26 protein-coding genes and 1 pseudogene are annotated in these 23723 nt (G+C 71.5%); 12 read left to right on the top strand and 15 right to left on the bottom strand.

Annotated elements, in window-relative coordinates:
* Window positions 1-129 precede the first annotated feature (129 nt).
* The gene (locus tag QQK26_RS11910) at window positions 130-366 is read left to right on the top strand and encodes a hypothetical protein (protein WP_284233031.1); all 237 of its coding nucleotides are present in this window, start codon (window positions 130-132) and stop codon (window positions 364-366) included.
* 45 nt (window positions 367-411) lie between these two features.
* Here QQK26_RS11910 and QQK26_RS11915 read toward each other — a convergent pair whose 3' ends face one another.
* The 3 genes from QQK26_RS11915 to upp form a co-directional block, all read right to left on the bottom strand.
* Window positions 412-1686, bottom strand: coding sequence for an Nramp family divalent metal transporter (locus QQK26_RS11915; protein WP_284233033.1), 1275 nt, complete (start codon window positions 1684-1686; stop codon window positions 412-414).
* A 38-nt stretch (window positions 1687-1724) separates the two neighbouring features.
* Window positions 1725-2291, bottom strand: a complete 567-nt coding sequence (locus tag QQK26_RS11920; protein ID WP_431308004.1) for a winged helix-turn-helix domain-containing protein — start codon at window positions 2289-2291, stop codon at window positions 1725-1727.
* Window positions 2292-2763: 472 nt separating this feature from the next.
* Window positions 2764-3396, bottom strand: coding sequence for a uracil phosphoribosyltransferase (upp, locus tag QQK26_RS11925; RefSeq protein ID WP_284233035.1), 633 nt, complete (start codon window positions 3394-3396; stop codon window positions 2764-2766).
* Between the two features lie 41 nt (window positions 3397-3437).
* Here upp and QQK26_RS11930 point away from each other — a divergent pair, with 41 nt between their 5' ends.
* Window positions 3438-3902 (top strand): nucleoside deaminase, encoded by a 465-nt coding sequence (locus QQK26_RS11930; RefSeq protein ID WP_284233037.1) that lies wholly within the window; start codon window positions 3438-3440, stop codon window positions 3900-3902.
* 25 nt (window positions 3903-3927) lie between these two features.
* Here QQK26_RS11930 and QQK26_RS11935 read toward each other — a convergent pair whose 3' ends face one another.
* The gene (locus QQK26_RS11935; RefSeq protein ID WP_284233038.1) at window positions 3928-4890 is read right to left on the bottom strand and encodes a cation diffusion facilitator family transporter; all 963 of its coding nucleotides are present in this window, start codon (window positions 4888-4890) and stop codon (window positions 3928-3930) included.
* A gap of 74 nt (window positions 4891-4964) precedes the next feature.
* Between QQK26_RS11935 and proC the strand changes: the two genes are divergently transcribed.
* Window positions 4965-5798 carry a pyrroline-5-carboxylate reductase gene (gene proC, locus QQK26_RS11940; RefSeq protein WP_284233041.1) on the top strand — a complete coding sequence of 278 codons (834 nt, stop codon included), beginning with the start codon at window positions 4965-4967 and terminating at the stop codon, window positions 5796-5798.
* A gap of 445 nt (window positions 5799-6243) precedes the next feature.
* Window positions 6244-6480 (top strand): hypothetical protein, encoded by a 237-nt coding sequence (locus QQK26_RS11945; RefSeq protein WP_284233043.1) that lies wholly within the window; start codon window positions 6244-6246, stop codon window positions 6478-6480.
* Between the two features lie 42 nt (window positions 6481-6522).
* On the opposite strand, the gene QQK26_RS11950 is transcribed toward QQK26_RS11945, so the two are convergent.
* The 3 genes and pseudogenes from QQK26_RS11950 to QQK26_RS11965 form a co-directional block, all read right to left on the bottom strand.
* On the bottom strand, window positions 6523-7485 hold the full coding sequence (locus QQK26_RS11950; RefSeq protein WP_284229504.1) for an IS481 family transposase: 963 nt from the start codon (window positions 7483-7485) through the stop codon (window positions 6523-6525).
* Window positions 7486-7750: 265 nt separating this feature from the next.
* Window positions 7751-8422 (bottom strand): potassium channel family protein, encoded by a 672-nt coding sequence (locus tag QQK26_RS11955; protein ID WP_284233045.1) that lies wholly within the window; start codon window positions 8420-8422, stop codon window positions 7751-7753.
* Window positions 8415-9865: pseudogene (locus tag QQK26_RS11965) on the bottom strand (TrkH family potassium uptake protein). The gene QQK26_RS11955 and the pseudogene QQK26_RS11965 overlap by 8 nt, the downstream one beginning before the upstream one ends.
* A 93-nt stretch (window positions 9866-9958) precedes the next feature.
* On the opposite strand from QQK26_RS11965, the gene QQK26_RS11970 reads away from it, so the two are divergent.
* A complete protein-coding gene (locus tag QQK26_RS11970) occupies window positions 9959-10537 on the top strand; it encodes an ArsR/SmtB family transcription factor (protein WP_284233051.1) in 579 nt (192 codons plus the stop codon).
* Between the two features lie 104 nt (window positions 10538-10641).
* Complete coding sequence (locus QQK26_RS11975; protein WP_003792170.1) at window positions 10642-10740, top strand: 30S ribosomal protein bS22; 99 nt, start codon at window positions 10642-10644, stop codon at window positions 10738-10740.
* Between the two features lie 225 nt (window positions 10741-10965).
* Here the strand turns inward: QQK26_RS11975 and QQK26_RS11980 are convergent, their stop codons facing one another.
* Complete coding sequence (locus QQK26_RS11980) at window positions 10966-11769, bottom strand: HAD family hydrolase (protein WP_284233053.1); 804 nt, start codon at window positions 11767-11769, stop codon at window positions 10966-10968.
* Window positions 11770-11810: 41 nt separating this feature from the next.
* Between QQK26_RS11980 and QQK26_RS11985 the strand changes: the two genes are divergently transcribed.
* Both QQK26_RS11985 and QQK26_RS11990 read left to right on the top strand, forming a co-directional pair.
* Window positions 11811-12089 (top strand): glutaredoxin family protein, encoded by a 279-nt coding sequence (locus QQK26_RS11985; RefSeq protein ID WP_284233055.1) that lies wholly within the window; start codon window positions 11811-11813, stop codon window positions 12087-12089.
* Complete coding sequence (locus QQK26_RS11990; protein WP_284233058.1) at window positions 12086-12388, top strand: Dabb family protein; 303 nt, start codon at window positions 12086-12088, stop codon at window positions 12386-12388. The genes QQK26_RS11985 and QQK26_RS11990 overlap by 4 nt, the downstream gene beginning before the upstream one ends.
* 591 nt (window positions 12389-12979) lie before the next feature.
* Here the strand turns inward: QQK26_RS11990 and QQK26_RS16235 are convergent.
* Genes QQK26_RS16235 through QQK26_RS12005 form a run of 4 tightly spaced genes read right to left on the bottom strand, consistent with a single transcriptional unit; the run spans window position 12980 to window position 16126 of the window.
* Window positions 12980-13600 carry an FAD-linked oxidase C-terminal domain-containing protein gene (locus tag QQK26_RS16235; protein ID WP_348520011.1) on the bottom strand — a complete coding sequence of 207 codons (621 nt, stop codon included), beginning with the start codon at window positions 13598-13600 and terminating at the stop codon, window positions 12980-12982.
* Window positions 13597-14649 (bottom strand): FAD-binding oxidoreductase, encoded by a 1053-nt coding sequence (locus QQK26_RS16240; protein ID WP_348520012.1) that lies wholly within the window; start codon window positions 14647-14649, stop codon window positions 13597-13599. The genes QQK26_RS16235 and QQK26_RS16240 overlap by 4 nt, the downstream gene beginning before the upstream one ends.
* The gene (locus QQK26_RS12000; protein ID WP_284233064.1) at window positions 14646-15317 is read right to left on the bottom strand and encodes a lysophospholipid acyltransferase family protein; all 672 of its coding nucleotides are present in this window, start codon (window positions 15315-15317) and stop codon (window positions 14646-14648) included. The genes QQK26_RS16240 and QQK26_RS12000 overlap by 4 nt, the downstream gene beginning before the upstream one ends.
* Window positions 15314-16126 (bottom strand): SDR family NAD(P)-dependent oxidoreductase, encoded by an 813-nt coding sequence (locus QQK26_RS12005; RefSeq protein ID WP_284233066.1) that lies wholly within the window; start codon window positions 16124-16126, stop codon window positions 15314-15316. The genes QQK26_RS12000 and QQK26_RS12005 overlap by 4 nt, the downstream gene beginning before the upstream one ends.
* Before the next feature lie 109 nt (window positions 16127-16235).
* Here QQK26_RS12005 and QQK26_RS12010 point away from each other — a divergent pair, with 109 nt between their 5' ends.
* The 4 genes from QQK26_RS12010 (at window position 16236) to QQK26_RS12025 (ending at window position 20979) form a co-directional block, all read left to right on the top strand.
* Complete coding sequence (locus tag QQK26_RS12010) at window positions 16236-17147, top strand: hypothetical protein (protein WP_284233068.1); 912 nt, start codon at window positions 16236-16238, stop codon at window positions 17145-17147.
* The gene (locus QQK26_RS12015; protein WP_284233070.1) at window positions 17144-19408 is read left to right on the top strand and encodes an HAD-IB family hydrolase; all 2265 of its coding nucleotides are present in this window, start codon (window positions 17144-17146) and stop codon (window positions 19406-19408) included. The genes QQK26_RS12010 and QQK26_RS12015 overlap by 4 nt, the downstream gene beginning before the upstream one ends.
* Before the next feature lie 30 nt (window positions 19409-19438).
* A complete protein-coding gene (locus QQK26_RS12020; RefSeq protein ID WP_284233071.1) occupies window positions 19439-20236 on the top strand; it encodes a ferritin family protein in 798 nt (265 codons plus the stop codon).
* Window positions 20237-20325: 89 nt separating this feature from the next.
* Window positions 20326-20979 carry an excalibur calcium-binding domain-containing protein gene (locus QQK26_RS12025; protein ID WP_284233073.1) on the top strand — a complete coding sequence of 218 codons (654 nt, stop codon included), beginning with the start codon at window positions 20326-20328 and terminating at the stop codon, window positions 20977-20979.
* Window positions 20980-20981: 2 nt separating this feature from the next.
* Here the strand turns inward: QQK26_RS12025 and QQK26_RS16245 are convergent, their stop codons facing one another.
* The 3 genes from QQK26_RS16245 to mmsB all read right to left on the bottom strand — a co-directional run bounded on the left by QQK26_RS16245 (window position 20982) and on the right by mmsB (window position 23721).
* Window positions 20982-21869 carry a DUF4232 domain-containing protein gene (locus tag QQK26_RS16245; RefSeq protein WP_348520013.1) on the bottom strand — a complete coding sequence of 296 codons (888 nt, stop codon included), beginning with the start codon at window positions 21867-21869 and terminating at the stop codon, window positions 20982-20984.
* A 136-nt stretch (window positions 21870-22005) separates the two neighbouring features.
* On the bottom strand, window positions 22006-22404 hold the full coding sequence (locus QQK26_RS12035; protein ID WP_284233076.1) for an NUDIX hydrolase: 399 nt from the start codon (window positions 22402-22404) through the stop codon (window positions 22006-22008).
* 132 nt (window positions 22405-22536) lie between these two features.
* Complete coding sequence (gene mmsB / locus QQK26_RS12040; protein WP_284233078.1) at window positions 22537-23721, bottom strand: multiple monosaccharide ABC transporter permease; 1185 nt, start codon at window positions 23719-23721, stop codon at window positions 22537-22539.
* Window positions 23722-23723 lie beyond the last annotated feature (2 nt).

Below are 23723 nucleotides of genomic sequence, written 5' to 3' on the forward strand. Positions count from 1 at the left end.
ACGTCCCGTCAGGGGTCCCGCGGCGTCCGCCGCCGAACCCGGCCGCATCCGCGGTCCCCATCATCGCCCGACCGCTCGGGCTGTCCAGGCGCGTCTGCGCGCCGCATCCTCCAGAAGGAACCCATCACCATGAACACCGCAGCGACGTCGCTCGTCGCCCGCACCACCACCCATCCGCCCAGTACCGGTGCGCTCCGTCGCGCCGCCCGCGCGCTCGGCCTCGCCCTGCTCGCCTGGAGCCGCCGCCCGGAGCGCCCCGCGCCCAGCCGGGAGGAGCTGCAGCACCTGCACGACGAACGCCGGCGCATCGAGGCCGATCTGCTGCGCGCGCAGAGCGTGCTCATGACGATCGCGCCGCCGCGCTGACCGACGATGGGCCGGGTCGCGAACGCGACCCGGCCCATCCGCTCGCTAGAGGAGGCCGGGGATCGCCGAGAGCAGCTGATGCCCGCCGAGCACCACGAAGAGCAGCGCGCAGACGCCGAGCACGAGGTTCGCGAACCAGCCGTTGCGCCACTGCCGCGGCACCCGCTTCGAATTGAGCAGCACCAGCAGGGTGATGGCGAGGAACGGCATGAAGAGCGCGCCCAGCACGCCGTAGGCCACGATGAGCCCGATCGGCTGGTCGAGGAACAGCAGCGGGATGGGCGGCACCGTCAGCAGCACGATGAACACCCGGTAGTAGAGGCCGCCGATCCGACGCCGAGGGTCGTCCTTGTCGAGGCCGCGCAGCTCGCCCACGAAGTCGGCGAACATCAGCGAGACGCCGTTCCAGACGCCGAGGATCGAGGAGAACGAGGTCGCCACGAAGCCGATGAGGAAGAACGTGGCCATGAAGGCGCCATAGCGCTCGCCGAGCACGTCGGCGAGGTCGAGCAGTCCGCGCTCGCCGTCCGCCAGCGCGATGCCGGCGCTGTGCAGCAGCTCGGCACCGACGATGAGCATCGAGACGACGAAGACGCCGCTCATCACGTAGGCGACGCCGTTGTCGAGGCGCATCACCTTCATCCAGCGCGGCGCGACCCAGCCCTTCTCGCGCAGCCAGTAGCCGTAGGCCGCGAGCGTGATGGTGCCGCCGACGCCGCCGGCGATGCCCAGCGTGTAGAACAGGCCGCCCTCGGGGATGACGGGCACGAGTCCGCTCGCGACATCGCCCAGATTGGGCAGGGTGACGATCGCCGCGCCGACGACCGTGACGAACATGATGCCGACGAAGACGGCGATGATCTTCTCGAAGACCTGGTAGCGGCCGAACCAGACGATCGCCGCGCCGAGCAGGCCGGCCCCGATCGCGAAGACCCGCAGGTCGACGTCGGGGAAGAGCGCCACCAGCGGCAGCGCGGTGCTCGACATGGCGGCCGCGCCGTAGACGAAGCCCCAGACCACGATGTACGGCGCGAAGTAGAGGGTGGTCCAGAGGCCGAGCGATCGCCAGCCCTCGAAGATGCTCCTGCCGGTCGCCAGCGTCCACCGCCCGGCTCCCTCCACGAGCGCGATCTTGATGACCACGCCGAGGATCGCGGCCCACAGCAGCCCATAGCCGAAGCGGCTGCCGGCGACGAGGGTGGCGACGAGATCGCCCGCCCCGATGCCCGTGGCCGCGACCACCAGCCCCGGGCCGATGATGCGCCACTTGCGGGTGGACTCCATCGAGTCCTCGATCGGCACTTCGTCGTGTCGTGTCATCCGACGACGGTAGCAAAGGGCGCCTCGCGCCCCGCGGGTCAGAACACGTCGGGGCTGGGGGTGCTGGCGTAGCGGATGGAGACGTCGGCGTGCCGGTCGAAGCGGTAGCCGAGCCCGCGAACGGTGCGCACGATCTCCTCGTAGGCGCCGAGCTTCGAGCGCAGGCGGCGCACGTGCACGTCGATCGTGCGCTCGTTGGGCACCTCGTCCTCGCCGTCGGACCAGAGGCCGTCGATGATCTCGGCCCGCTCGACCGTGCGACCCTCGCGCAGCACGAGGAACTGCAGCAGCTCGAACTCCTTGTAGGTGAGCGGCGCGGTCTGGTCGTCGATCGCGACCCGCTTGCGCGAGATGTCGATCACGACCCCCTGACGCGTCTCGGCGACGGGCTCCGGTGCCGGGCGGTGCTTCGCGAGCGCGGCCGGGTCCTGCAGGGCGAGGCGCACGACGTCGACGTCGCGGCCGCCGGCTCCCTCGGGCGCCAGCGCAACGGCGGCGTAGCTCTCGGCGTCGGGCGCGAAGCGGGCGACGGTCTCCTTCAGCGCCTGCACGAGTTGGCCGAGGTCGGTGCCGACGGCGGCGGCCTTGGCCTCATCGATGCCCACGTAGAGGGCGAAGCCGCGGGCCTCGGTGCCGGGGGAACGGCGCGCAGGCGGCGCGGCGCGGGCTGCGCGGCGGGGGCAGTCTGGGCGGCGGAGCTGATGTCGAACTGCACGAGCGTCATCGGAGTGTCCTCACGATCGTCGGGAGCCGCGGCGGATGCGCCGGACGTGCTCACCGGAGTGGTGTTGCTGCTGGGGGTGGCGGGGTCGGCACCGCGTGGGTGCTGCGACTCCGGGAGTTCGGAACCCCTGGAGGGGTGAACTCGGCGCGATCGGTCGATCAAGCGCACATTCGGCAACACATGACCGAGCGCACCGGCATCATCATGCCGGCGTCCCCGAGAGCCTCGAAGGAGGTCAGGGTGGGCGCGTGGGAGGTCATAGGTCGCAAGTAAACGCGAAACGCCTCGCCGGTGTCAACAGACTCGACCCGGCGAGGCGCCCCTCGTCGCAACACCGCGTAACAGTTACGGCATCACACCAGTCCGTACAGGCGGTCGCCCGCGTCGCCGAGGCCGGGCACGATGTAGCCGTGCTCGTTGAGCTTCTCGTCGACGGCGCCGAGCACGACGGTCACGTTCTTGCCGGCGGTGGCCGCCTTGACGGCCTCGAGGCCCTCGGGCGCACCGAGCAGGCAAACGGCGATGACCTCATCCGCTCCACGCTGCAGCAGGAAGTCGATGGCGGCGATGAGCGAGCCGCCGGTGGCGAGCATCGGGTCGATCACGTAGCACTGGCGGCCGGCGAGGTCGTCGGGCAGGCGCTCGGCGTAGGTGGTGGGCTGCAGGGTCTCCTCGTCGCGCACCATGCCGAGGAAGCCGACCTCGGCGCTCGGCAGCAGCTTGACCATGCCCTCGAGCATGCCGAGGCCCGCGCGCAGGATCGGCACGATCAGCGGCTTCGGGTCGCTGAGCGCGATGCCCACCGTCTTCGTGACGGGCGTCTCGATCTCGACGGGCTCGACGCGCACCTCGCGGGTGGCCTCGTAGGCGAGCAGGGTGACGAGCTCCTCGGTGAGCGCGCGAAAGCTGGGCGACGTCGTGTTCTTGTCGCGGAGCACCGTCAGCTTGTGGGTGATGAGGGGGTGGTCGGCAACGTGGACTCGCATAGGCTTCAGGGTACTTGGTCGAGCCCCGGGAGGACGCCGCGATGACCGCCGCCCCCGCCCGTTTCGAGGCCTGGATGGACGAGGCGCTCGTCGAGGCCAGATCGGCCCTCGCGAGCGAGGACGTGCCGGTCGGCGCGGTCGTGCTGGACGCATCCGGTCGCGTGATCGGCCGGGGGCGCAACGAGCGCGAGCTGCACCGGGACCCGACCGCCCACGCCGAGATCGTCGCGATGCGCGAGGCCGCCCGGGCGACCGGCGACTGGCACCTCGACGGCGCCACGCTCGTGGTCACCCTCGAGCCCTGCCCGATGTGCGCGGGCGCGATCCTCGCGGCCCGCGTGCCGATGGTCGTCTTCGGGGCCTGGGACGACAAGGCGGGCGCCGCCGGCGGGGTGCTCGACCTGCTCAGGGATCGCCGGCTGCCCCAGCGCGCCGAGGTCTACGGTGGCGTGCGCGCCGAGGAGTGCGCGGCGCTGCTGACGGACTTCTTCGCGGGGCGGCGCTGACCGCATCCGCTCGCTCCGCCTCGCCTCAGTCGGCGGCGCGGATGACGATCGCGTCGGTGGCCGGCTGCTGCGCGCGCGGGTTCACGTACACGTCGGGCTCGATGAAGATGACGGTCGCCAGGGGCGCGGCCTCGCGGATGCGCGCCTCGATCGCGTTCACGTCGGCGGCCACCTGGCTGAGCCGCTTCGAGGCGCTCATGGCGATCTTCGCGCCGACGAGCAGCTGGTCCGGGCCCAGGTGCAGGGTGCGCAGGTGGATGATGCCCTTCGCCTCGTCGCCGGAGAGGATGGCGGTGCGGATGCGCGCCACGTCGTCCGGGCCCGCGCCCTCGCCGATCAGCAGGCTGGCGGTCTCGACGCCGAGCAGCACGGCGACCGCCACGAGCAGCAGGCCGATCGCGATCGTGCCGAGGGCGTCGAACACCGCGTCGCCGGTGATCGCGCTGAGGCCGACGCCGCCGAGCGCGAGCACGAGGCCGGTGAGCGCCGCGGTGTCTTCGAGCAGCACCACCGGCAGCTCGGGCGCCTTCGCCTTGCGGATGAACTGGAACCAGGTGCGGTCGCCCTTGAGCGGTCGCGCCTCCTTGACCGCCGTGCGGAGCGAGTTGCCCTCGAGCGCGATCGCGATGAGCAGCACCACGATCGGCAGCCAGACGGTGTCGAGCTCGTGCGGATTCTGCAGCTTGTCGACGCCCTCGTAGACGCTGAAGACGCCGCCGACGGTGAACAGGATGATCGAGACGACGAAGGCGTAGAGGTATCGGGCGCGCCCGTAACCGAAGGGGTGGTCGGCGTCGGCGGCGTGCCGCGCGCGCTTGCCGCCGAGCAGCAGGAGCAGCTGGTTGCCCGAGTCCGCCAGCGAGTGCACGCCCTCGGCGAGCATCGAGGCGGAGCCCGACACGAGCCAGGCGATGAACTTGGTGGCCGCGATGCCGAGATTGGCCGCGAGGGCCGCGATGATCGCCTTGTTGCCGCCGGATGCGCTCACGGGCAGTTCCTTCCGCTCGGATCATCCGATCCTAGGACGGCCGCCCCGTCGGCGGAGCTTCCTAGGATGGGGCGGTGACCACGACGCTCCCCGCCATCGCCATTCTCGGAACCGGATCGATGGGCGGTGCGATCCTCAGCGGCCTGCTGGATCCCTCCGTCGTCGTCGAGGGCGGCCTGCGGGTGACCAACCGCACGGCGGCCAAGGCGGATGCGCTGCGCACCGAGGGCGTGGCCTCGTACGCGACCGAGGTGGAGCCGCAGGGCAACCTCGAAGCGGTCCGCGGCGCCGGCGTGGTGCTGCTGGCGGTCAAGCCGGCGGGCATCCTCGAGCTCGCGGAGCAGATCGCCCCCGCCCTCGAGCCCGGAGCGATCGTGGTGAGCGTGGCCGCGGGCGTCACCATCGCGTCGATCGAGGCCAGGCTGCCCGAGGGCACCGCCGTGCTGCGCGCCATGCCGAACACCCCCTCCGTCGTGCGGCTCGGCGTGACCGGCGTGAGCGCGGGCTCCGCCGTCAGCGACGAGCAGGCGGCGCTCGCCGCATCCGTCTTCGCCACCGTCGGCGAGGTCGTGGAGCTGCCGGAGTCGCAGATCGACGCGCTGAGCGCCATCTCGGGCTCGGGGCCGGCGTACGTGTTCTTCCTCATCGAGCAGTACCGCGAGGCGGCCCGTCGGCTCGGCTTCGACGAGGCGCAGGCGAGCGTGCTCGTCGACGCGACCTTCCGCGGAGCGAGCGAGCTGCTCGCGCACGAGGGACTGCCGCCCGAGGAGCTGCGCCGCCGGGTGACCAGCCCGAAGGGCACCACCGAGCGCGCCGTCGCCGTGCTCGAGGGCGCCGGCCTCGCCGACCTCTTCGAGGCGTCGGCGGAGGCCGCGATCGCCCGCGCGAAGGAGCTCGCCGCCGGCTGAGGCGCGCCGGCTCGGGCGGTCCTCTCCGCGGTCGGGGCGTTCTTTCGCGCCGGCTCGGGCGCTCCTCCTCTGCGTTGGGGCGCTCCCCTCTGCGTTGGGGCGCTTCGGCGACGATGGTGCGCGCGGACGCATGCCCCGCTGTCGCCGGAGCGCCCCGAAGGGAAGGTCGGGGCTCGTCGAGGGCGGCTGGTGCGTGCACCGGGCGAGCGGATGCGGCATAGCCGTTCCAGGGGGAACGCCCGGTGGCAGCCGGGCTGCGTCATCGGTGCGGGCGAGGAGCAGTCCGCATCGTGGGGGTCTCCAGCCGGACCCCGAGAGGACGCATCATGACCGACACGCAGACCACGCCGCTGCCTTCCACCGCCCAGTTCGCCGCCGCTCCGCCGGACGTCGCGGCCCCCTCCGCCGTGCCGCCGGCGAGGCCGCCTGGCACCGGCGTCGCTGGGTGCGAGTCACCGCGCTCGCCGTGGCGGCGTTCATCGTGCTGGGCGGCGCGTTCGGCGCCGGCACGCTGGTCGGGCGGACGCTCGGGCCGGTCGCGGGCCCGCCCGGCTTCGGCCAGGAGGGGTTCCCGCAGGGAGGCCCGGGCGGCATGACGCCGCCGGACGGCTGGGGTCAGGCCCCGGCTGCGCCGGACGGCTCGCAGGGCAGCGGGTCCCAGGGCGACGGCTCCAGCGCCTGAGCGAGCCGCACATCCGCTCGTTTCGGACCCGCGCACCCGCCGCTAGCTGTAGTTCCCAGTGAGGTTGTGAACGCGGTCGGCGGGCGTGAGCCCGCCGATCCCGGTGTGGGGCCGGTGGTGGTTGTAGTGGTGGATCCAGTCGACGTAGGTCGCTGAGCGGGCTTCGTCGGTGGAGTAGAGCCGTTCGTAGGCCCACTCGGTCGCGAGGGTGCGGTTGAAGCGCTCGACCTTCCCGTTCGTCTGTGGCCGATAGGGGCGGGTGCGTCGATGCTTGACGTCGCCGAGCGCCGTCGCGAAGACGCGGGAGCGGTAGCAAGAGCCGTTATCGGTCATCACCGCGCTGACGGTGAAGCCCGCGGTCTCGAAGAACGCCCGCGCCCGCAACCAGAACCCGGCCGCGGTCTCCTTGCGCTCGTCCGTGTGCTGCTCGGAGTAGACCAACCTCGAGTAGCTGTCGATCGCGTGATGCAGGAACGCGTAACCCCGGCCCCGCTTCTTGTTGTGCCGGTTCCCGACCGTGCGGCCGAGCATCCGGTGCCCGCCGCCGTCAGGGATGCGCCCGAGCTTCTTGATATCGATGTGGACCAGCTCGCCCGGCCGGGTCGCCTCCATCCGGACCGGGGCAGCCTTGCGAACGGGGAGCCCGGTGGCCTGATCGAGATGCACCAGGCGTGGCATCCGGTAGCGGGCCAGGACCCGCTCGACCGTGGAGCGCGGGATGCGCAAGTGGTAGCCGATGCGGTGCGGACCCCAACGGCGGGTGAACCTCAGCGCGACGATCCGCCGCTCCCGCCGCCGCGTCGTCCGCGATGGCGAACGATGCGGCGTTGAGGACCGGTCCGTCATCGCCTGCCCGGCCCGGAACCGGGCAGCCCAACGCGACGCGGTCGCGGGCGAGCACTGAAACCGCTCCGCAGCACGGCGCACCGACCAGCCCTCCTCGACGATCAACCGGGCAAGACGAGTCCTGCCCTCCGGGGTGAATGGCGCGTTAGCGTGGGTCACGAAGGCCTCCGTGGATGGTGATGTGTGTCGTAACTCACATCGTCCCGGAGGCCTTCGCTAACGCCCCCAACGTTCACAACCTCCCAAGGAAGTACAGCTAGCCCCGTGCGATTCGGAGGAGATCACCGTCGCCGCAACCGGCGCAACCGTGCGGCTGCGCTCGACGTCGCTGCCGAGGGCGGCCGATCTCCTCCGAATCGCACGGCGGATGGGCCGGACGAGTCGCACAGCGGGCGGGGCCCGGCGAACCCGGCGTGCCGGAGGCTCAGCTCTGCAGTCCGGCGAACCGCTCGATGTCGTGCGAGTTGCCGCTCACGATGATGAGGTCGTGGTTCGAGATCACCGTCTCGGGCGTGGCGTAGGTGAACTCCTTGCCGGGGCTCTTCACGCCGACCACGGTCAGCCGGTGCTTCGTGCGGATGCCGGAGTCGTTCAGGCTCATGCCGCGGATCGCCTTCGGCGGGTACATCTTGACGATGGCGAAGTCGTCGTCGAACTCGATGAAGTCGAGCATCCGCCCGCTGACGAGGTGGGCGACGCGCTCCCCGGCCTCGGCCTCGGGGTAGATCACGTGGTTCGCGCCGATGCGCGCGAGGATCTTGCCGTGCGACTGGCTGATGGCCTTCGCCCAGATCTGCGGGATCTTCAGATCGACGAGGTTCGCCGTGATGAGCACGCTCGCCTCGATCGAGGAACCCACGGCGACGACCGCGATGGAGAAGTCCTGCGCGCCGATCTGGCGCAGCGCGTCGATGTTGCGCGCATCCGCCTGCACCGTGTGGGTGACCCGCTCTGCCCACTTCTGCACCAGGCCGGCGTCCGTGTCGACGGCGAGCACGTCGCGGTCGAGCCGTTCGAGCTGGCCGGCCGTGGCGGCGCCGAAACGGCCGAGACCGATGATGAGCACGGGTGCGTCGTGCGCGATGCGTTCAACCAACGAGGGGCCTCTCTTCGGCGCGTCGGAACAGCTGGGCGCGCTGGCTCGCGGCCAGGGCGGCCGCCAGCGTCACGGTACCAACGCGGCCCGCCCACATGGTGGCCGCGAGGATGTACTTGCCCGAGTCGGGCAGGGATTCGGTGAGGCCCGTCGAGAGCCCCGAGGTCGCGAACGCCGAGATCACGTCGAAGAGCACGAAGTCGAGCGGCTCCTTCGTGATGTGCAGGATGGCGACGGTCGAGGTCGCCACGATCGTGGCCCCCACAGCACGACGCTGACCGCCAAGCGCAGCACGTCGTTGGGGATGCGCCGGTCGAAGGCCTGCATGTCGTGATCGCCGCGGGCCTCGGCGAAGGCCGCGATGAAGAGGATGGCCAGGGTCGTCACCTTGATGCCGCCGGCCGTCGAGGCGGAGCCGCCGCCGACGAACATGAGCATGTCCATGATGAGCAGGCTCGACCCGTTCATCTCGTGGATGTCGACCGTCGAGAAGCCGCCCGAGCGGGTCATGATCGACAGGAACGTGCCCGTGATCGGCCGGAACCATCCGTCCTGGGCACCCAGCGTCGCGCCGTTCGACCACTCGAGCACCGTGATGGCGAGCGCGCCCAGCACGATCAGGATCGACGTGGTCACCAGCGTGAGCTTGACGTGCAGGGCGAGGCGCCCGCGCTGCTTCGCGTAGCGCGCCAGCGCGAAGATGACCGGGAAGCCGACGCTGCCGAGGAAGACGCCCAGCGAGATGACGCCGAGCACGTAGGGGTCGTCGGCGAAGATCGCCATGCCCTCGGCGTTCGGGGTGAAGCCCGTGTTCGTGAAGGCGGAGGCGGCGAAGTAGAAGGACTGCCAGACGGCCGTCCACGGGTCGAAGCCCTCGAGCAGCATCGCGGGGATGAGCAGCAGCGTCAGCGTGCCCTCGATGATGAGCGTGCCGATCGCGACGGTCGAGAGCAGCCCGCCGATCTCGCCGAGCTTCAGCGCCTGGCTCTCGGCGACGGGCCGGTGCACGCGCATGGGGGAGTTGTCGCCGACCGCGAGCAGCTTCTGCCGCAGGCCGAGCCGCTTGGCGACGATGAGGCCCATGATGCTCGCCAACGTGAGCACGCCGATGCCGCCGACCTGCAGGGCGACGAGGATGACGACGTTGCCGAAGGTGGTCCAGTGGGTCGCCATGTCGACGACCGTCAGGCCGGTGACGCAGATGGCGGAGACCGCGGTGAAGAGCGCGTCGACGAAGGGCGTCCATCCGCTCTCCCCGTTCACCCGCGACGAGACGGGCAGCCAGAGCAGCAGCGTGAAGATGAGGATGAGGGCGGTGAAGATGCCGATCGCGAAGCGCGCCGGACGATGCGCGGCGAAGTCCTCGACGGCCTCGCTGATGCGGGCGGCGAGCGGGCGATCGCTCGGTGCGCGATGCGCGGTGCCTCGACGCCGTGCTGCCATTCGGACGACTTCTCCTGCGAGAACGGGGATCGGCCGGATTCGGCGCGACGAGTCGTCATGGTACTCCCCGAGGGGCGTCGCTACCCTTGCTGCATGGCCGACATCTTCGACATCATCGCCGACGCGAACCGTCGTGCGATCCTCGAGTTCCTGCTGCAGGCGAGCGGACCCGGCGGCAACGGCGAGGCGACGGCGCCCGAGCTGGTCGCCTTCCTCGGCCTCAGCACGCAGTCGGTGAACCGCCAGCTCGGCATCCTCGTCGCCGGCGAGGTCGTCCAGGTGGACGGCGAGGGCACCGACCGCGTCTACCGTCTCGTGCCGGAGGGCCTCGACGGGCTGGGGGAGTGGGTCGAACCGTTCCTCGAGGCGTCGCTCACCGGCCTCGCGCACCAGCAGGAGTCCGCGGCCTTCACCGCCTGGGCCGGGGAGAGCCTCCCCGACCCTCTGCGCCGTGCCGCCGAGCGTCTGCCCGAGCCCGCCGAGGTCGGCAGCGCGCTGGGGCGTGCGCTGGCGGAGGCGAACTCGCGCGTCGTCGAGCCGGTGCTGCACCGCGTGGAGCCGGTCGCGGGCAGGGTCGCCGAGTCGGTGGAGCCCCTGGTGGAGCGGGTCGCGGAGCGCGTCGAGCCGGTCGTCGAGCGCCTCAAGGAGCGCATCAACCGCCGCCGCGACTGACGCCCGGCGAGGGCGCGGCTGCGATGGGCTAGACTGCCCCGAGGCATTCTCCGGGTCCGGCCCGGTTTCCGCCGGTCCGTCAGCCAGATCCAGTGAGGTTTTTCATGGGTTCCGTCATCAAGAAGCGTCGCAAGCGCATGGCGAAGAAGAAGCACCGCAAGCTGCTTCGCAAGACTCGCCACCAGCGTCGCAACAAGAAGTAAGCACTTCTTCCGCGAACGATCGAAGCGCCGCCGCCCTCGGGTGCGGCGCTTTCTTCGTGCCCGGATGCGCATCCGCTCGTGTTCCGCGCCCGACTCCGCTGCTCCGCTGCTCCGATGCCGAATGCAGTGGATGGCCCGGTTCCGGGTCCACCGCGCCCCGAGCTGACGGCGAGGCTGCCGAGAAGCACTGCATTCGGCACGGGGGCGGGCGAGCGGATGCGGGCTTCAGGCTCCGCGGGAGGCGCGGCGGGCGGACGCGGAGACGCGGGGCAGGCGGCCGTGCACCCGGGTGTGCTCGCGCACGCGGCGCTTCGCGGCCCGGACGCTGTCGCGGGCGAAGGTGAGCGCGTCCCAGCCGCGCGACCGGGCCGTCGCGGCGAGCTGCGCATCCGGGTTCACGACCACGCGGTTGCCGACCGCCTCGAGCAGCGGCAGGTCGTTGATCGAGTCGGAGTAGGCCCAGCACTCGTCGAGGTCGGCGCCGAGGCGCTCGATCATCTCGCGGGCCATGAGGCCCTTGCGGGCGCCGTGCAGCGGCGGCTCCAGGAGGCGGCCGGTGAAGCAGCCGTCCGCATCCGTCTCCACCATCGTGCCGAGCGCGCCGGAGAGGCCGAGCCGATCGGCGATGACCTGGGCGATGATCTGCGGGGTCGCGGTGATGAGCCAGACCTGATGGCCGCGTGCGAGGTGCTCCCTGGCGAGCTCCACGGTCTCGGGCCAGAGGCGGGGCAGGATGTCGCGATCGTAGATCTGCTCCGCCAGGCGCACGATGTCGGCCTGGCGGTGGCCGCGCACGATCTGCAGCGCGCGCTCCTTGACGCCGGCGAGGTGCCGCTGGTTCTCGCCGACGGCGAGGAAGCGGGCCTGGGTCCAGGCGAACATCATGAGGTCGCGCAGGCCCACGTGCCCCTGCCGCCAGGCGCCGCGGCCGATGTAGTAGGCGCTGGCGCCCCGCACCAGCGTGTTGTCGACGTCGAAGAACGCCACCACCGGCGCGGGCGCGAGGTCGTTCTCGTTCTCCGGGACCATTCCGGCAATCCTACGCGCGCCAGGCGGCCTAGGCTGGTCGGGTGCCCGCCGTCGACGTGACCCTCATCGGCAAGCCCGGCTGCCACCTCTGCGACGACGCCCGCGTGGTCGTGCAGGGCGTGCTCGCCGAGCTCGAGTCGGAGCCCGGAGCGCCCATCGCGCTGACCGAGCTGAACATGCTCGAGAGCGCCGAGCTGACCGCGGAGTACGCCGAGGACATCCCGGTCGTGCTGGTCGACGGCCGCGTGCACAGCAACTGGCGCGTCGACGCGGAACGGTTCCGCACGGTGCTCCGCTCGCGCAGGGAGGCGCTCGCATGACGATCACCCACATCGTGCTCTGGAAGCTCGGCGGAGAGATCTCGGAGCAGCGCGACGCGGACTTCGAGGGCATCCGGCAGAAGCTCGAGGCGCTGAACGGCGTCGTGCCGTCGCTGCGCTCGCTGAAGGTGCGCCGCAACCTCGCGTACCCCGACGGGAACCACGACGTCGCCCTGTTCTCGGAGTTCGACGACGTCGCCGGCCTCGAGGCCTACCAGGTGCATCCCGCCCACGTGGAGGCCGCCGGCTACGTGCGCGAGCGCGTGCACTCGCGCGCCGCGGCCGACTTCACGCTGTAGCGGCGGCGGCGGCGGCGGCGGCGGCGGCTGCGGCTGCGGTGGCGGCTGCTGCGACGGTGGCGGCTCGGTGCGACGGCGGCTCGGCTCGATGCGGCTGCGGCTCGGAGCGGCGGCGGCCGATTCGCGCGAGACCGCCGCTGCCGATCTGGGGCAGCCGATCGCATCCGCTCACCCGCTCATCCGCCCACCCGCGCATCCTCCCTTTCGCCGAACGACGGAGTCTCGGCGTCGACTGGCGGCCTCCGCAAGCCTGGGGGCTTGATCTGTCCGGAGGGCCGGGGGTTCGAGACGCGGATCTCCGTCGTTTCGGCACGGGGCCGTTCAGCAGCTGCCGCCGGGGCAGCTACCGCCGGGCTCCAGTTCGGGCCACCAGGCTCGGCTTCTCGGCCGCAGGAACGACGCGAGCGGATGTGCGGAGCCCGGCCCTTTCATCCGCTCGTCCGCCCTTTCGCCGAACGACGGAGTCTCGGCGTTGACTGGCGGCCTCCGCAAGCCCCAGGACTTGATCCGGTCGAGGATTCGCGACTTCGCAGCGTAGATCTCCGTCGTTTGGGAACAGGGAACAGGGAACAGCGAGCGTCGCGTCCGCGATCAGCCCAGGATCTTGCCGGGGTTGAGGATGCGGTACGGATCGGCGCTCTCGAAGAGGCCGCGCATGAGCGCGACGCCCTCGGGGGAGATGTCCTGCTCCATCCACGGCGCGTGCTCGACCCCCACCGCGTGGTGGTGGCTGAGCGTGCCGTCGTGATCGATGAAGGCCTGCTGGATGGCCGACTTGACCACGTCGTACTCGGCGAAGGGATCGTCGCCGGTCACGAAGGCGAAGGTGAAGTAGAGGCACGCGCCCGCGTGGTACGAGTGCGAGAGGTGGCACATGATCCACCCCTTGCGGCCGAGCGAGGCGTACGCGCCCTCGGCGGCGGCGATCACGCCGTCGTAGAGGCCCTGCAGCTTCGACCAGGGGGCCGCGGTCTCCGACACGTCGGCGGCGGCGCCGCGGTCGAGCAGGAAGTCGCGGATGTAGGGCGTGTCGAACTTCTTCTGGTCGTACAGGGCGCCCGGGCCGGTGCCCACGCCGAGGCCGCCGTGCTGGCGCACGATCCGCCCGACGATCCGCTTCTGGTACGCCACGTGCGAGGCCGAGCCCTCGAAGCCGATGAAGGAGAGCGCGAGCTCCTCCAGGTTCCAGCCGCGCTTCTCGAGCACGGTCATGAGGCCCTTGGTGACGACCGAGGAGAGGCCCTTCGAGGCCTTGCGGGTTGCGAGGAGAAGCCCGACTCGCGGGCGTCGCTGACGCGCGTGATGGAGGGCTTCGCATCCGACTCGTTGATCGCCTGCATCGCCTTCAGGCCGGCCGAGAAGCTGGGGAAGAAGTACGCCTGCACCTCGCGCTGCGCCGGCTTGCGGTGCACCTGCACGGTGACCTCGGTGATGACGCCGAGGCGGCCCTCGCTGCCGATGATCATCTCGCGCACGCTCGGGCCGGTGCTCGTGGAGGGGAGCGGCCGCAGCACGACGACGCCCTCGGGGCGCACCATGCGCAGGCCGCGGGCGATGTCGGCGATGTCGCCGTACTTGTCGCTCTGCATGCCCGACGACCGGGTGGCGACCCAGCCGCCGAGCGTGGAGTGGGTGAAGGAGTCGGGGAAGTGCCCGAGGGTCCACCCGCGCGCGTTCAGCTGCGCCTCGAGGTCGGGGCCCTGGGCGCCGGCCTGGATGCGGGCGAGACCCGAGTCCTCGTCGAGGTCGACGACGAGCCGCAGGCGGCCCATGTCGAGGCTGATGATGACGCGGGGCTCGTCGGGCTGAGGCTCGAGGCTGCCGGCGATGTTGCTGCCGCCGCCGAAGGGGATCAGCACCCAGCCCTTCTTCGCGGCGAGGGCGACGACCGCGGCGACCTCGTCCTCGTCGGCCGGGTAGACGACCGCGTCGGGCACGCGCGGCAGGACGCCGGCGCGGATGCGCATGAGGTCGCGGATGCTCTTGCCGTAGGTGTGCACGACGCGCGCTTCGTCGTCCACGACGACCCGCGCCTCGCCCACGACGGCGGCGAGCGCCTTGCGGATGGGCGCGAGCGCCTTGGTGCGCGGCACCTTCAGGTCGGAGAGCTCGGGCGGCGAGCCGGCCGGCTGCGAGAGGTCCAGGCCGACGGCCTTGCGCACGAAGGGCGCGAAGTTGGGCTTGTCGTCGTGGTGGAAGGCGACGCCCTCGACACCCCAGCCCCACCACTTCATGTGCTTGACGTTCTCGACGTCGGTCATGCGTCGTCCTCCCGCGTGCTGAGCCGTGTGACCTCCTGCTGGAGACGGCTGGTGAAGTCTTCCACGCTCTCGCCCTCGGCGGCCCGCATCGGGTCGCCCACGACGACGCGCACGGGCGGGCGGCCCTTGACCGGCCAGCTGCGGTTGCGGGGCATGGCGCGCTGCGCGTCGACGAGCCCGATCGGCACCACGGGCACGTCGGTGCCGATGGCCAGCGCCGCGGCGCCCGGCTTGAAGCGCCGGATGCCCTCGCCGTTGCGGGCGCGACCGCCCTCGGGGAACAGCAGCAGCGGCACGCCGGCCTCGATGAGCGCCTTCGACAGCCGCGGCCGATTGCGGCCGCCCGAGCGGTCGACCGGGTACGCGTTGAAGAAGAGCACCGTGAGCCAGGTGCGCCATTTGACGTCGAAGAAGTAGTCGGCGGCGGCGCCGGCGGCGAGGTGCTTGGCCCAGCGCCACGGCAGCGCGCCGAAGATGAGGGGCGCGTCGAGGTGGCTGGAGTGGTTCGCCACCACGATGAAGGCGCCCTTGAGGCCGCGCAGGTGCTCGTGGCCGGTGACGGTCACGCGCACGAGGCGCCAGACGACGGGCCGCAGCAGTCCGCGCTGCGCGACGAAGCGCGCCGCGGTGAGGGCGGGTGATCGGAACCGGCGGACGGGGTCGTTCATCCGCGGGTCTGCTCGCTCGAATGCTCCACGGCAGATGATTCGGAGCGGCGAGCGGATGAGATGCGTCCCGAGATCGCGCGGATCGCACCGCGGGGCAGGTGACGGCAGAAGAACAGCAGCGTCTTGAACTTCGCGGACGGGGTGGAGATGACCCGGCCGCGCCGCGCATCCCGCAGCGCCGTCGAGATCAGCTGGTCCATGTCGACCCAGAGGATCGACGGGATCGACGAGGTGCCGATGCTGGCCCGCTCGTGGAACTCGGTGCGCACCCAGCCCGGGTTGAGCCCGGTGACCTGCACCCCCGTGCCGCGCAGCTCCACCGCGAGGCCCTCGCTGTAGGAGGCGACCCAGGCCTTGACGGCGGAGTAGGACCCCATGGTGATGTAACCGGCCACGCTGGCCACGTTGATGATGGTGCCGGCGCCGCGCGCCTTCATGGTGCGCCCGGCCGCGCCGCCGAGCACGAGCACCGCGCGGATCATCACGTCGATCGCCAGCTCGTGCACGCTCGTGTCCTTCGACAGCAGCGACTTGTGCACGCCGAAGCCGGCGTTGTTGACGAAGAGGTCGATGGGCCGGTCGGCCGACTCGAGCCGCTCGACGACGGTCTCGACGGCTGCACGATCGGCCAGATCGGCGGAGATCGTCTCGACCGCGACGCCGTGCTCTGCCCGCAGCCGCTCGGCGGTCTCGGCGAGCCGCTGCTCGTTGCGGGCGACCAGCACGAGGTCGTAGCCGTCGCGCGCCAGAGCGGCGGCGAACGCGGCGCCGATGCCCGATGTACCGCCGGTCACAAGAGCCGTTAGCATGTGGATAACCCTACGGCACGGCCCTCGTGCCGCCGTACGCGCACGCGGATGACCAATGCGGATCGCACGACGCCTCCGAAGCACCGTTGACCGACCAGGAGGAGGCCGGATGACCCAGCTCGGAGACGCGGACGCGCCCGATCGCCAGCACGACGACGCATCGCTCGTCCCCGCCGCCGAGTTCACGGTGCGCGAGTTCGCCCGCACCGCGGCGGGCAGCCACCGCGACAGCCTCGACCTCGCCGCCTACGAGCGCGAGCCGCTCGACGGCGCCACGCTCGAGCTCGTCGACTTCCTGGCGCGCCTCGAGCGCTCGACCATGGCGCAGCTGCGCAGCGTGCTCGTCACGCCCACGCACAAGGACGCCCGCATCACCGCGTTCCTCGTGACCTGGGCGTACGAGAAGTACTGGATCGCGGATGCGCTCGAGGCCGTGCTGAGTGCGCATCCCGGATACGCGCCCGCCGAGTCCCGCGGGCCGGGCAGGCTGACCGCGCTGCGGCGCTCGCTGGCCGACCGCTTCGAGCCCATCCGCGAATCCGTCGTCGCGAATCTCATCGGCGAGGACGTCGTCGCGGTGCACACCACCACCGGCGTCGTCGACGAGTGGACCACCCGCGCCGCCTTCGAGGCGCTGCGCGACGGCAGCGCCAACACCGAGTTCCGCGCCATGCTCGAACGCCTGCTGGGCGTGAAGGAGCGCCACGGCGCGTTCTTCGCGGCGCAGACCCGCGACCGCCTGCGGCGCTCGCCGAAGGCCGCGAAGCTCACCCGCAAGCGCCTCGCCCGCCAGCACTGGCCGCTCGGCGCGATCGACGAGGACCCGCAGCTGGCCGCCCGCTTCTTCGACGCGCTGCTGCCCGACGCGACCATCGCCGCGATCGACGCGCGCGTCGAGGCCTATCCCGGGCTCGCCGGGCTCGGGCTGCTGCGGCGCGCGAAGTCCGGCCAGCCCGCCATCACCCGCGCCGCTGAGGCGCTCGGCCGTACGGCCGCCGACGTGAGGAACCGCATCCGATGACGTCCACGAACACCGACCTCGGCGAAGCCCATGTGCTGCTCACCGGCGCCACCGGCTTCGTCGGCCAGGCGATCCTCGAACGCCTGCTGACCGACCACGCCGGCACCCGCATCTCGGTGCTGGTGCGCCGCAAGGGCGCCACCACGGCGCAGCAGCGCGTCGAGAACCTGCTGCGCAAGACCGTGTTCCAGCCGTGGCGCGACGCCGTCGGCGAGGAGGAGGCGCGCCGCATCCTGCGCGAGCGCGTGTCGGTGCTGGAGGGCGACCTCGGCTCGGTGCCCGCGCTGCCCGCCGACCTCGACCTCGTGCTGCACAGCGCCAGCACCGTGAGCTTCGACCCGCCGATCGACAAGGCCTTCGAGACCAACGTCGGCGGCGCCACCGGTCTCTACGGCGCGCTGCTCGCCGCCGGCGCCGACCCGCACGTCGTCCACATCTCGACCGCCTACGTGAACGGCGCCCGCAAGGGCATCGTCGCCGAGCGCGCCGTCGACCACGACGTCGACTGGCGGCTCGAGGAGGCCTCCAGCAAGCAGGCCCGCGAGCGGGTCGAGTTCTCGAGCCGCCGACCGGAGGCGCTGCGCCGCTTCCTGCACGAGGCCCGCGGCGAGGTCGGCAAGGTCGGCCCGCAGGCCGTCGCCGAGGCGGCGGAGGCCGCCCGCAAGCGCTGGGTCGACGCGCAGCTCGTCGACCGCGGCCGCCTGCGCGCCGAGAGCCTCGGCTGGACGGACGTCTACACGCTCACCAAGGCGCTCGCCGAGCGCGTCGCCGAGGAGCTCTGGGCCGGCGACGGCCACCGCCTCTCCGTGGTGCGCCCGTCCATCATCGAGAGCGCCGTCAGCCACCCGTATTCCGGATGGATCGATGGCTTCAAGGTCGCCGACCCGCTGATCCTGGCCTACGGACGCGGCCAGCTGCCCGAGTTCCCGGGCGTGCCCGACAGCGTGCTCGACATCATCCCCGTCGACTACGTGGTGAACGCGATCCTGGCCGCCGCGGCGAACCCGGCGCCCGCATCCGAGCCGCAGTACTTCCACGTGGCCAGCGGCAAGAGCAACCCGCTGCCGTTCCACGAGATGTACGAGAACGTCAACGAGTACTTCACCGCCAACCCGATCCCGGCGGAGGAGGGCCCGATCGCGGTGCCCAGCTGGCGCTTCCCGGGCGTGCGCCGCGTGGAGCGCGCGCTCGCGAGTCGCGAGCAGCGCACTGCGCAGGCGGAGCGGCTCGTCTCGCGCCTGCCCGCGACCACCCGTTCGCGCAAGTGGCTCGACCTCATCCAGTCGGCCAAGCACGAGCTCGAGACAATGCGCGGCTACACCGACCTGTACCGCGCCTACGTGCAGACCGAGATCATCTTCGACGACAGCCGCGCCAAGGCGCTGCACGCCGGCCTGCCCGACGCGCTGCGCGAGGATCGCGGCTTCGACGTCTCGGTGATCGACTGGCACCACTACTTCCAGCAGGTGCACTTCCCATCGATCACGACGCTGACGAGGGCCTTCGCCAACCGCAACGCCGGCGGCGCGAAGGCCCGCAAGGCGCTGCCCGAGCGCACCGACGTCGTCGCGGTCTTCGACCTCGAGGGCACGGTGCTCGAGGCCAACCTCGTCGAGCAGTACCTGTGGCTGCGCCTCGCGGACAAGGGCGCGGCGCTCTACCCGCGCGAGGCTGCGCGCATCCTCGCCACCTTCCCCACCTACCTGGCGGCGGAACGGCGAGCGCGCGGCGAGTTCATCCGCTCGTTCCTGCGCCTGTACAAGGGGATGCGCACCGCCGACATCCAGCGCCTGGTCGAGGGCCGCGTCGGCCGGCAGCTGCGCGCGCACCTGCTCACCGAGGCGCTGCAGCGCGTGGCCGAGCACCGCGCCGCCGGCCACCGCACCGTGCTGGTGACCGGCGGCATCGACCTGGTGACCGCATCCGTCGCCCCGTACTTCGACGAGGTCATCGCGGGACGGATGCACGAGCGCGACGGCGTGCTCACCGGCTACCTGGCGACCCCGCCGCTGGTCGACGAGGCGCGCGCGGCGTGGCTCAAGCACTACGCGGCCGAGCACGGGCTGAACCTGGGCAAGTCGTACGGCTACGGCGACAGCCACGCCGACCGGGCCTGGCTGTCGCTGGTCGGCAACCCGACGGCGGTCAACCCGGACGCGCATCTCTATCGATACGCTCGCAGCAAGCGCTGGGACGTCGCGGACTGGACCCGCAAGGGCGCCACCCCACCCGCCGCCGCCGCGGCTCCGAACAACGACTGACCCGCTCGCACGCCCGAAGGACCGCACACCATGGCATTCGACATCGACCAGTACACCGAGACCAGCGAGGGTGTGGGCTGGGACGATCTGGACTTCGACGCGTTCAAGACGCATCCGCTGCCGGAGCAGACGCTGCGCAGCCTGCGCTACATGTGCGACGTCGAGTACCACACGGTCTGCTACCTGCGCGATCTGCTGGTGACGCCATCGCACAAGGAGCGCGACGTGAGCGCGTTCATGACGATGTGGAACCGCGAGGAGTTCTGGCACGGCGAGGCGCTCGCCGCCGTGCTCGGCATGCACGGCATCACGGTCGACTTCGACCAGCTCAAGGCCACCCGCCTCAAGCTCGGTTGGCGCGACAAGATCGCCCCGCTGAAGCAGGCGATCGCGGGCAACCTCATCGGCGACGACTTCGTGGCCGTGCACATGAGCTGGGGCGCGGCCAACGAGTGGAGCGCGGTCGCGGCCTACCGCCGGCTGGCGAAGCTCGAGGACCACCCCGCGCTCTCCCCGCTGCTCAAGCGCATCGCGCAGCAGGAGACCCGCCACGTGGCGTTCTACGCCTCGCAGGCCCGCGAGCGGCTCGCCAAGAGCAAGGTCGCGCAGAAGCTGACCCGCCTCGCCCTGTCCAAGGCATGGGGCCCGGTCGGCTCGTCGATCAGCTCCGACGACGACGTCAAGCACGTGATGGGGCACCTCTTCGGCTCGGAGGAGGGCGTCAAGGAGGTCGCGCGCATCGATGCCAACATCGCCAAGCTGCCCGGCATGGAGGGGCTTACCATCGTGGGCGACTCGCTGCGCAAGCGCGGGGTCGTCGCGGCGTAGGTGGTTCCACCCGGCTCCCCTGGAACGGGGAGTTCGTCGTGCCCGCCGGCTCCGTAGCCTGAACCGGCGATACGAGCAGGGGGATGCACATGGCCGCTCAGGCTGGATGGTACGACGACGCGACGGTTCCGGGGCAGGAGCGCTACTGGGACGGCGAGGCCTGGACCGAGCAGGTTCAGCCGAAGGCGCAGCCGCACCCGCAGCGCCGCAAGCGCGCCGTGCGGCTGCCCTTCGTGATCGCGATCGGCGTCGGTGCCCTGCTGCTCGGCGTGGCGATCGGCGGCGCCGGCAGCGACCCGACCCGCAGCGCCGAGTACCTCGCGGTGTCCGAGGAGCTCGTCGTGGCCGAGGACGCCTCGGCGGAGCTCGCGGAGGAGACCGCGGCGCTCGAGGAGGAGCTCGACGCGCTCTCCGACGAGGTGGCGCAGCTGGCCGAGCAGCAGCAGGCGGTGGTCGACGCGGAGACTGCGGTGGCAGCGCGTGAGACGGCGGCCGACGAGCGCGACGCTGAGCTGCAGCAGCGCGAGAGCGACCTGCAGGGGCGGGAGACGGCGGTGCAGACCCGGGAGAGCTCCGTCTCGCAGCCTGCGCCCCCGGCGGCTCAGCCCAGCGCGTCCGCGCCCTCCGCGTACTACGAGAACTGCACCGCGGCGCGCAACGCCGGCGCTGCGCCCGTGCGGTCGGGTGACCCGGGCTACGGGCGGCATCTCGACCGCGACGGCGACGGCGTGGGCTGCGAGTAAGCTCAGCCGGCCTGCATGGGCCCGACCTCGAGCAGCTCGACGCCGGTCGTGCAGGCGATGAGGTCGTCGGTCTCGATGAACAGCGAACCCTCGTCGCCGGGCGGGTAGACGCGGAAACCGTCCGCGTCACGCGACTGGCAGTCGGCGTTGGAGTAGTTCAGCGCCTGCTCGACCATCAGGGGCGCGTAGGCGGAGCCGCCCGGTTCCAGCACGACGGTCGCATCGCCGTAGCGCCCGCTGCGGTCCTGCGTGGCCGGTTCGCCGAGCTGCGTGCCGTCGCCGCCCCCGACGAACGAGACGCCCGGCCAGCCCTGCAGGGAGCAGGAGGCTGCGCCCTCGTTGACGAGCACGAGGCGCAGGCCGAAGGAGCCTGCGGCGCCGCCGCCCTCGTCCGTCACGGCGGTACCGCTGAGGTCGCTCGCGAGGCAGCGGGGCGGCTCTCCCTGCGACGTCGCGCTGGGGGACGGTGTCGGACTCGCGGTCGGGGAGGTGCTCGCGGGCGGAGGGCTCGACGACGCAGTGGGTTGCGGAGCGGCGGCTCCCGAGCAACCTGCGAGGGCGAGGGCGAGCATCGTGGCGGCAGCGGCCGTCGGCAGCATTCTGCGCATGCTCCGACGCTGCCACCGCAGCGGATGCGCGCCGCCGGCTCCCGGCGCGCATCCACGCAGCGCCGATGCGGTGCTCAAGCAGCGCCTGGCGACGAGCTCGACTCGGTGGGCCCCACTTCGGCGATGCAGTACGCGGACGACTCTGGAGCATCGGCCGCGGTACGGCTTTGTCGTGGCGGTACTGCTTCCCGCGACTCGGCGGTGCTCGGGCCGCGGTGACCGTGCGGCGCGACTCGGCGGTCCTTGCTTCGGCGATGCAGTACGCGGACGACTCTGGAGCATCGGCCGCGGTACGGCTTCGTCGTCGCGGTACTGCTTCCCGCGACTCGGCGGTGCTCGGAGCGCCGTGACCGTGCGGCGCGACTCGGCGGTGCTCGGGGCGCGGTGACCGCGGGCACGGACGAGGGCGACGCGCGGTTCAGGCGAGCGCGTCGAGCGCCGCGCGCGTCGACGCGGTGAGCGGATGCGGCAGGTCGTCGAGCGCGAACCATCCGATCGCCGCGTGCTTGGCCGGCTCGAGGTTGCGCGGCTCGCCCTCGACCGCGGTCGCCAGCAGCACCGGCGAGACCCAGTGCGTGCCGCGCTCGGCGTCGATCTGATCGGTCACTGCCAGCAGCCGCAGCGGGCCGAGCCCGATCCCGAGCTCCTCGCGGATCTCGCGGCGCGCGGCCTGCTCGACCGTCTCGAAGAGCTCCACCTTGCCGCCGGGGATGCCCCAGCATCCGCTCTCCGGCTCGCGGAGACGTTGCAGCAGCAGGATACGGCCGTCCGCGACGATCGCGGCCCCGCATCCGCTCCTCGGCTCGACCTGGCTCACGCTGCGACGGTAGCAGCGCATCCGCTCCTCCCCAGGGGGTCGGGCGCAGGGAGGGACGAGTGCAGGGGGCCGGGCGCAGCGACGCCCCCTCGCCGCGGACGGCGAGGGGGCGTCGAGTGATGCCGGAGCGGGTCAGCCGCGGTTGCGGCGCTTGTTCCAGACGTCGAAGGCGACCGCGAGCAGCAGCACGAGGCCCTTGATGAACTGCTGGGTGTCGGTGCCGATGCCCATGAGCGACATACCGTTGTTGAGCACGCCCATGATCAGACCACCGGTGATGGCGCCGACGACCGTGCCGACGCCGCCCGAGACCGCCGCGCCGCCGATGAAGGCCGCGGCGATGGCGTCGAGCTCGAACAGGTTGCCCGCGCCCGGACCGGCCGAGTTCAGGCGTCCGGTGAAGACGAGGCCCGCGAGCGCGGCGAGCACGCCCATGTTGACGAAGAGGTAGAAGTCCACCTTCTTCACGTTGATGCCCGAGAGCTCCGCCGCGTGCTGGTTGCCGCCGCGGGCGTAGACGTGGCGGCCGAAGACGCTGCGGTTCATGACCGCGGTGTAGACGACGATGAGCACGCCGAGCACGACGAGCACGATCGGGGTGCCGCGGAAGCTCGCGAGCAGGAACGTGATGGCCAGGATGATGCCGCCGAGGAAGAGCAGCTTGATGAGGAACCAGGCCAAGGGCTCGTCCTCGAGGCCGAGCTTCACGCGGTGGGCGCGGGCGCGCACCTGCTGCGAGACGAGCAGCACGGTCGCGATCACACCGAGACCGACGGTGATCCACTCCATCGGCGAGGTCGCCGCGGGGAAGAGCTCCGGGAAGACGAAGCCGCCGCCGAGCTGGCGGTACTCGGTCGGGAACGGGGTGATCTGCTGGTTGCCGAGCACCATCTGGGTGAGGCCGCGGAAGAGCAGCATGCCCGCGAGCGTGACGATGAACGCCGGGATGCCGATGTACGCCACCCAGAAGCCCTGCCACGCGCCGACGAGGGCGCCGACGACGAGGCCGCCGAGGATGCCCGCCCACCAGGGCCAGCCCCACTGCGTGATCATCACACCGGACATGGCGCCGACGAAGGCCGCGACCGACCCGACCGACAGGTCGATGTGGCCGGCGATGATGATCATCACCATGCCGATCGCGAGGATCAGGATGTAGCTGTTCTGCACCACGATGTTCGTGACGTTGGCGGGCTGCAGCAGCGATCCGCCGGTCAGCACCTGGAACAGCGCGATGATCACGATCAACGCGAGGAAGATGCCGATCTGGCGGAGACGGCTCGCGAGGAAGTCCACGCCGTCCTTGATGGTAGCCATGG

The sequence above is a fragment of the Arenivirga flava genome (genome assembly GCF_030161575.1).
GTDB lineage: Bacteria > Actinomycetota > Actinomycetes > Actinomycetales > Microbacteriaceae > Arenivirga > Arenivirga flava.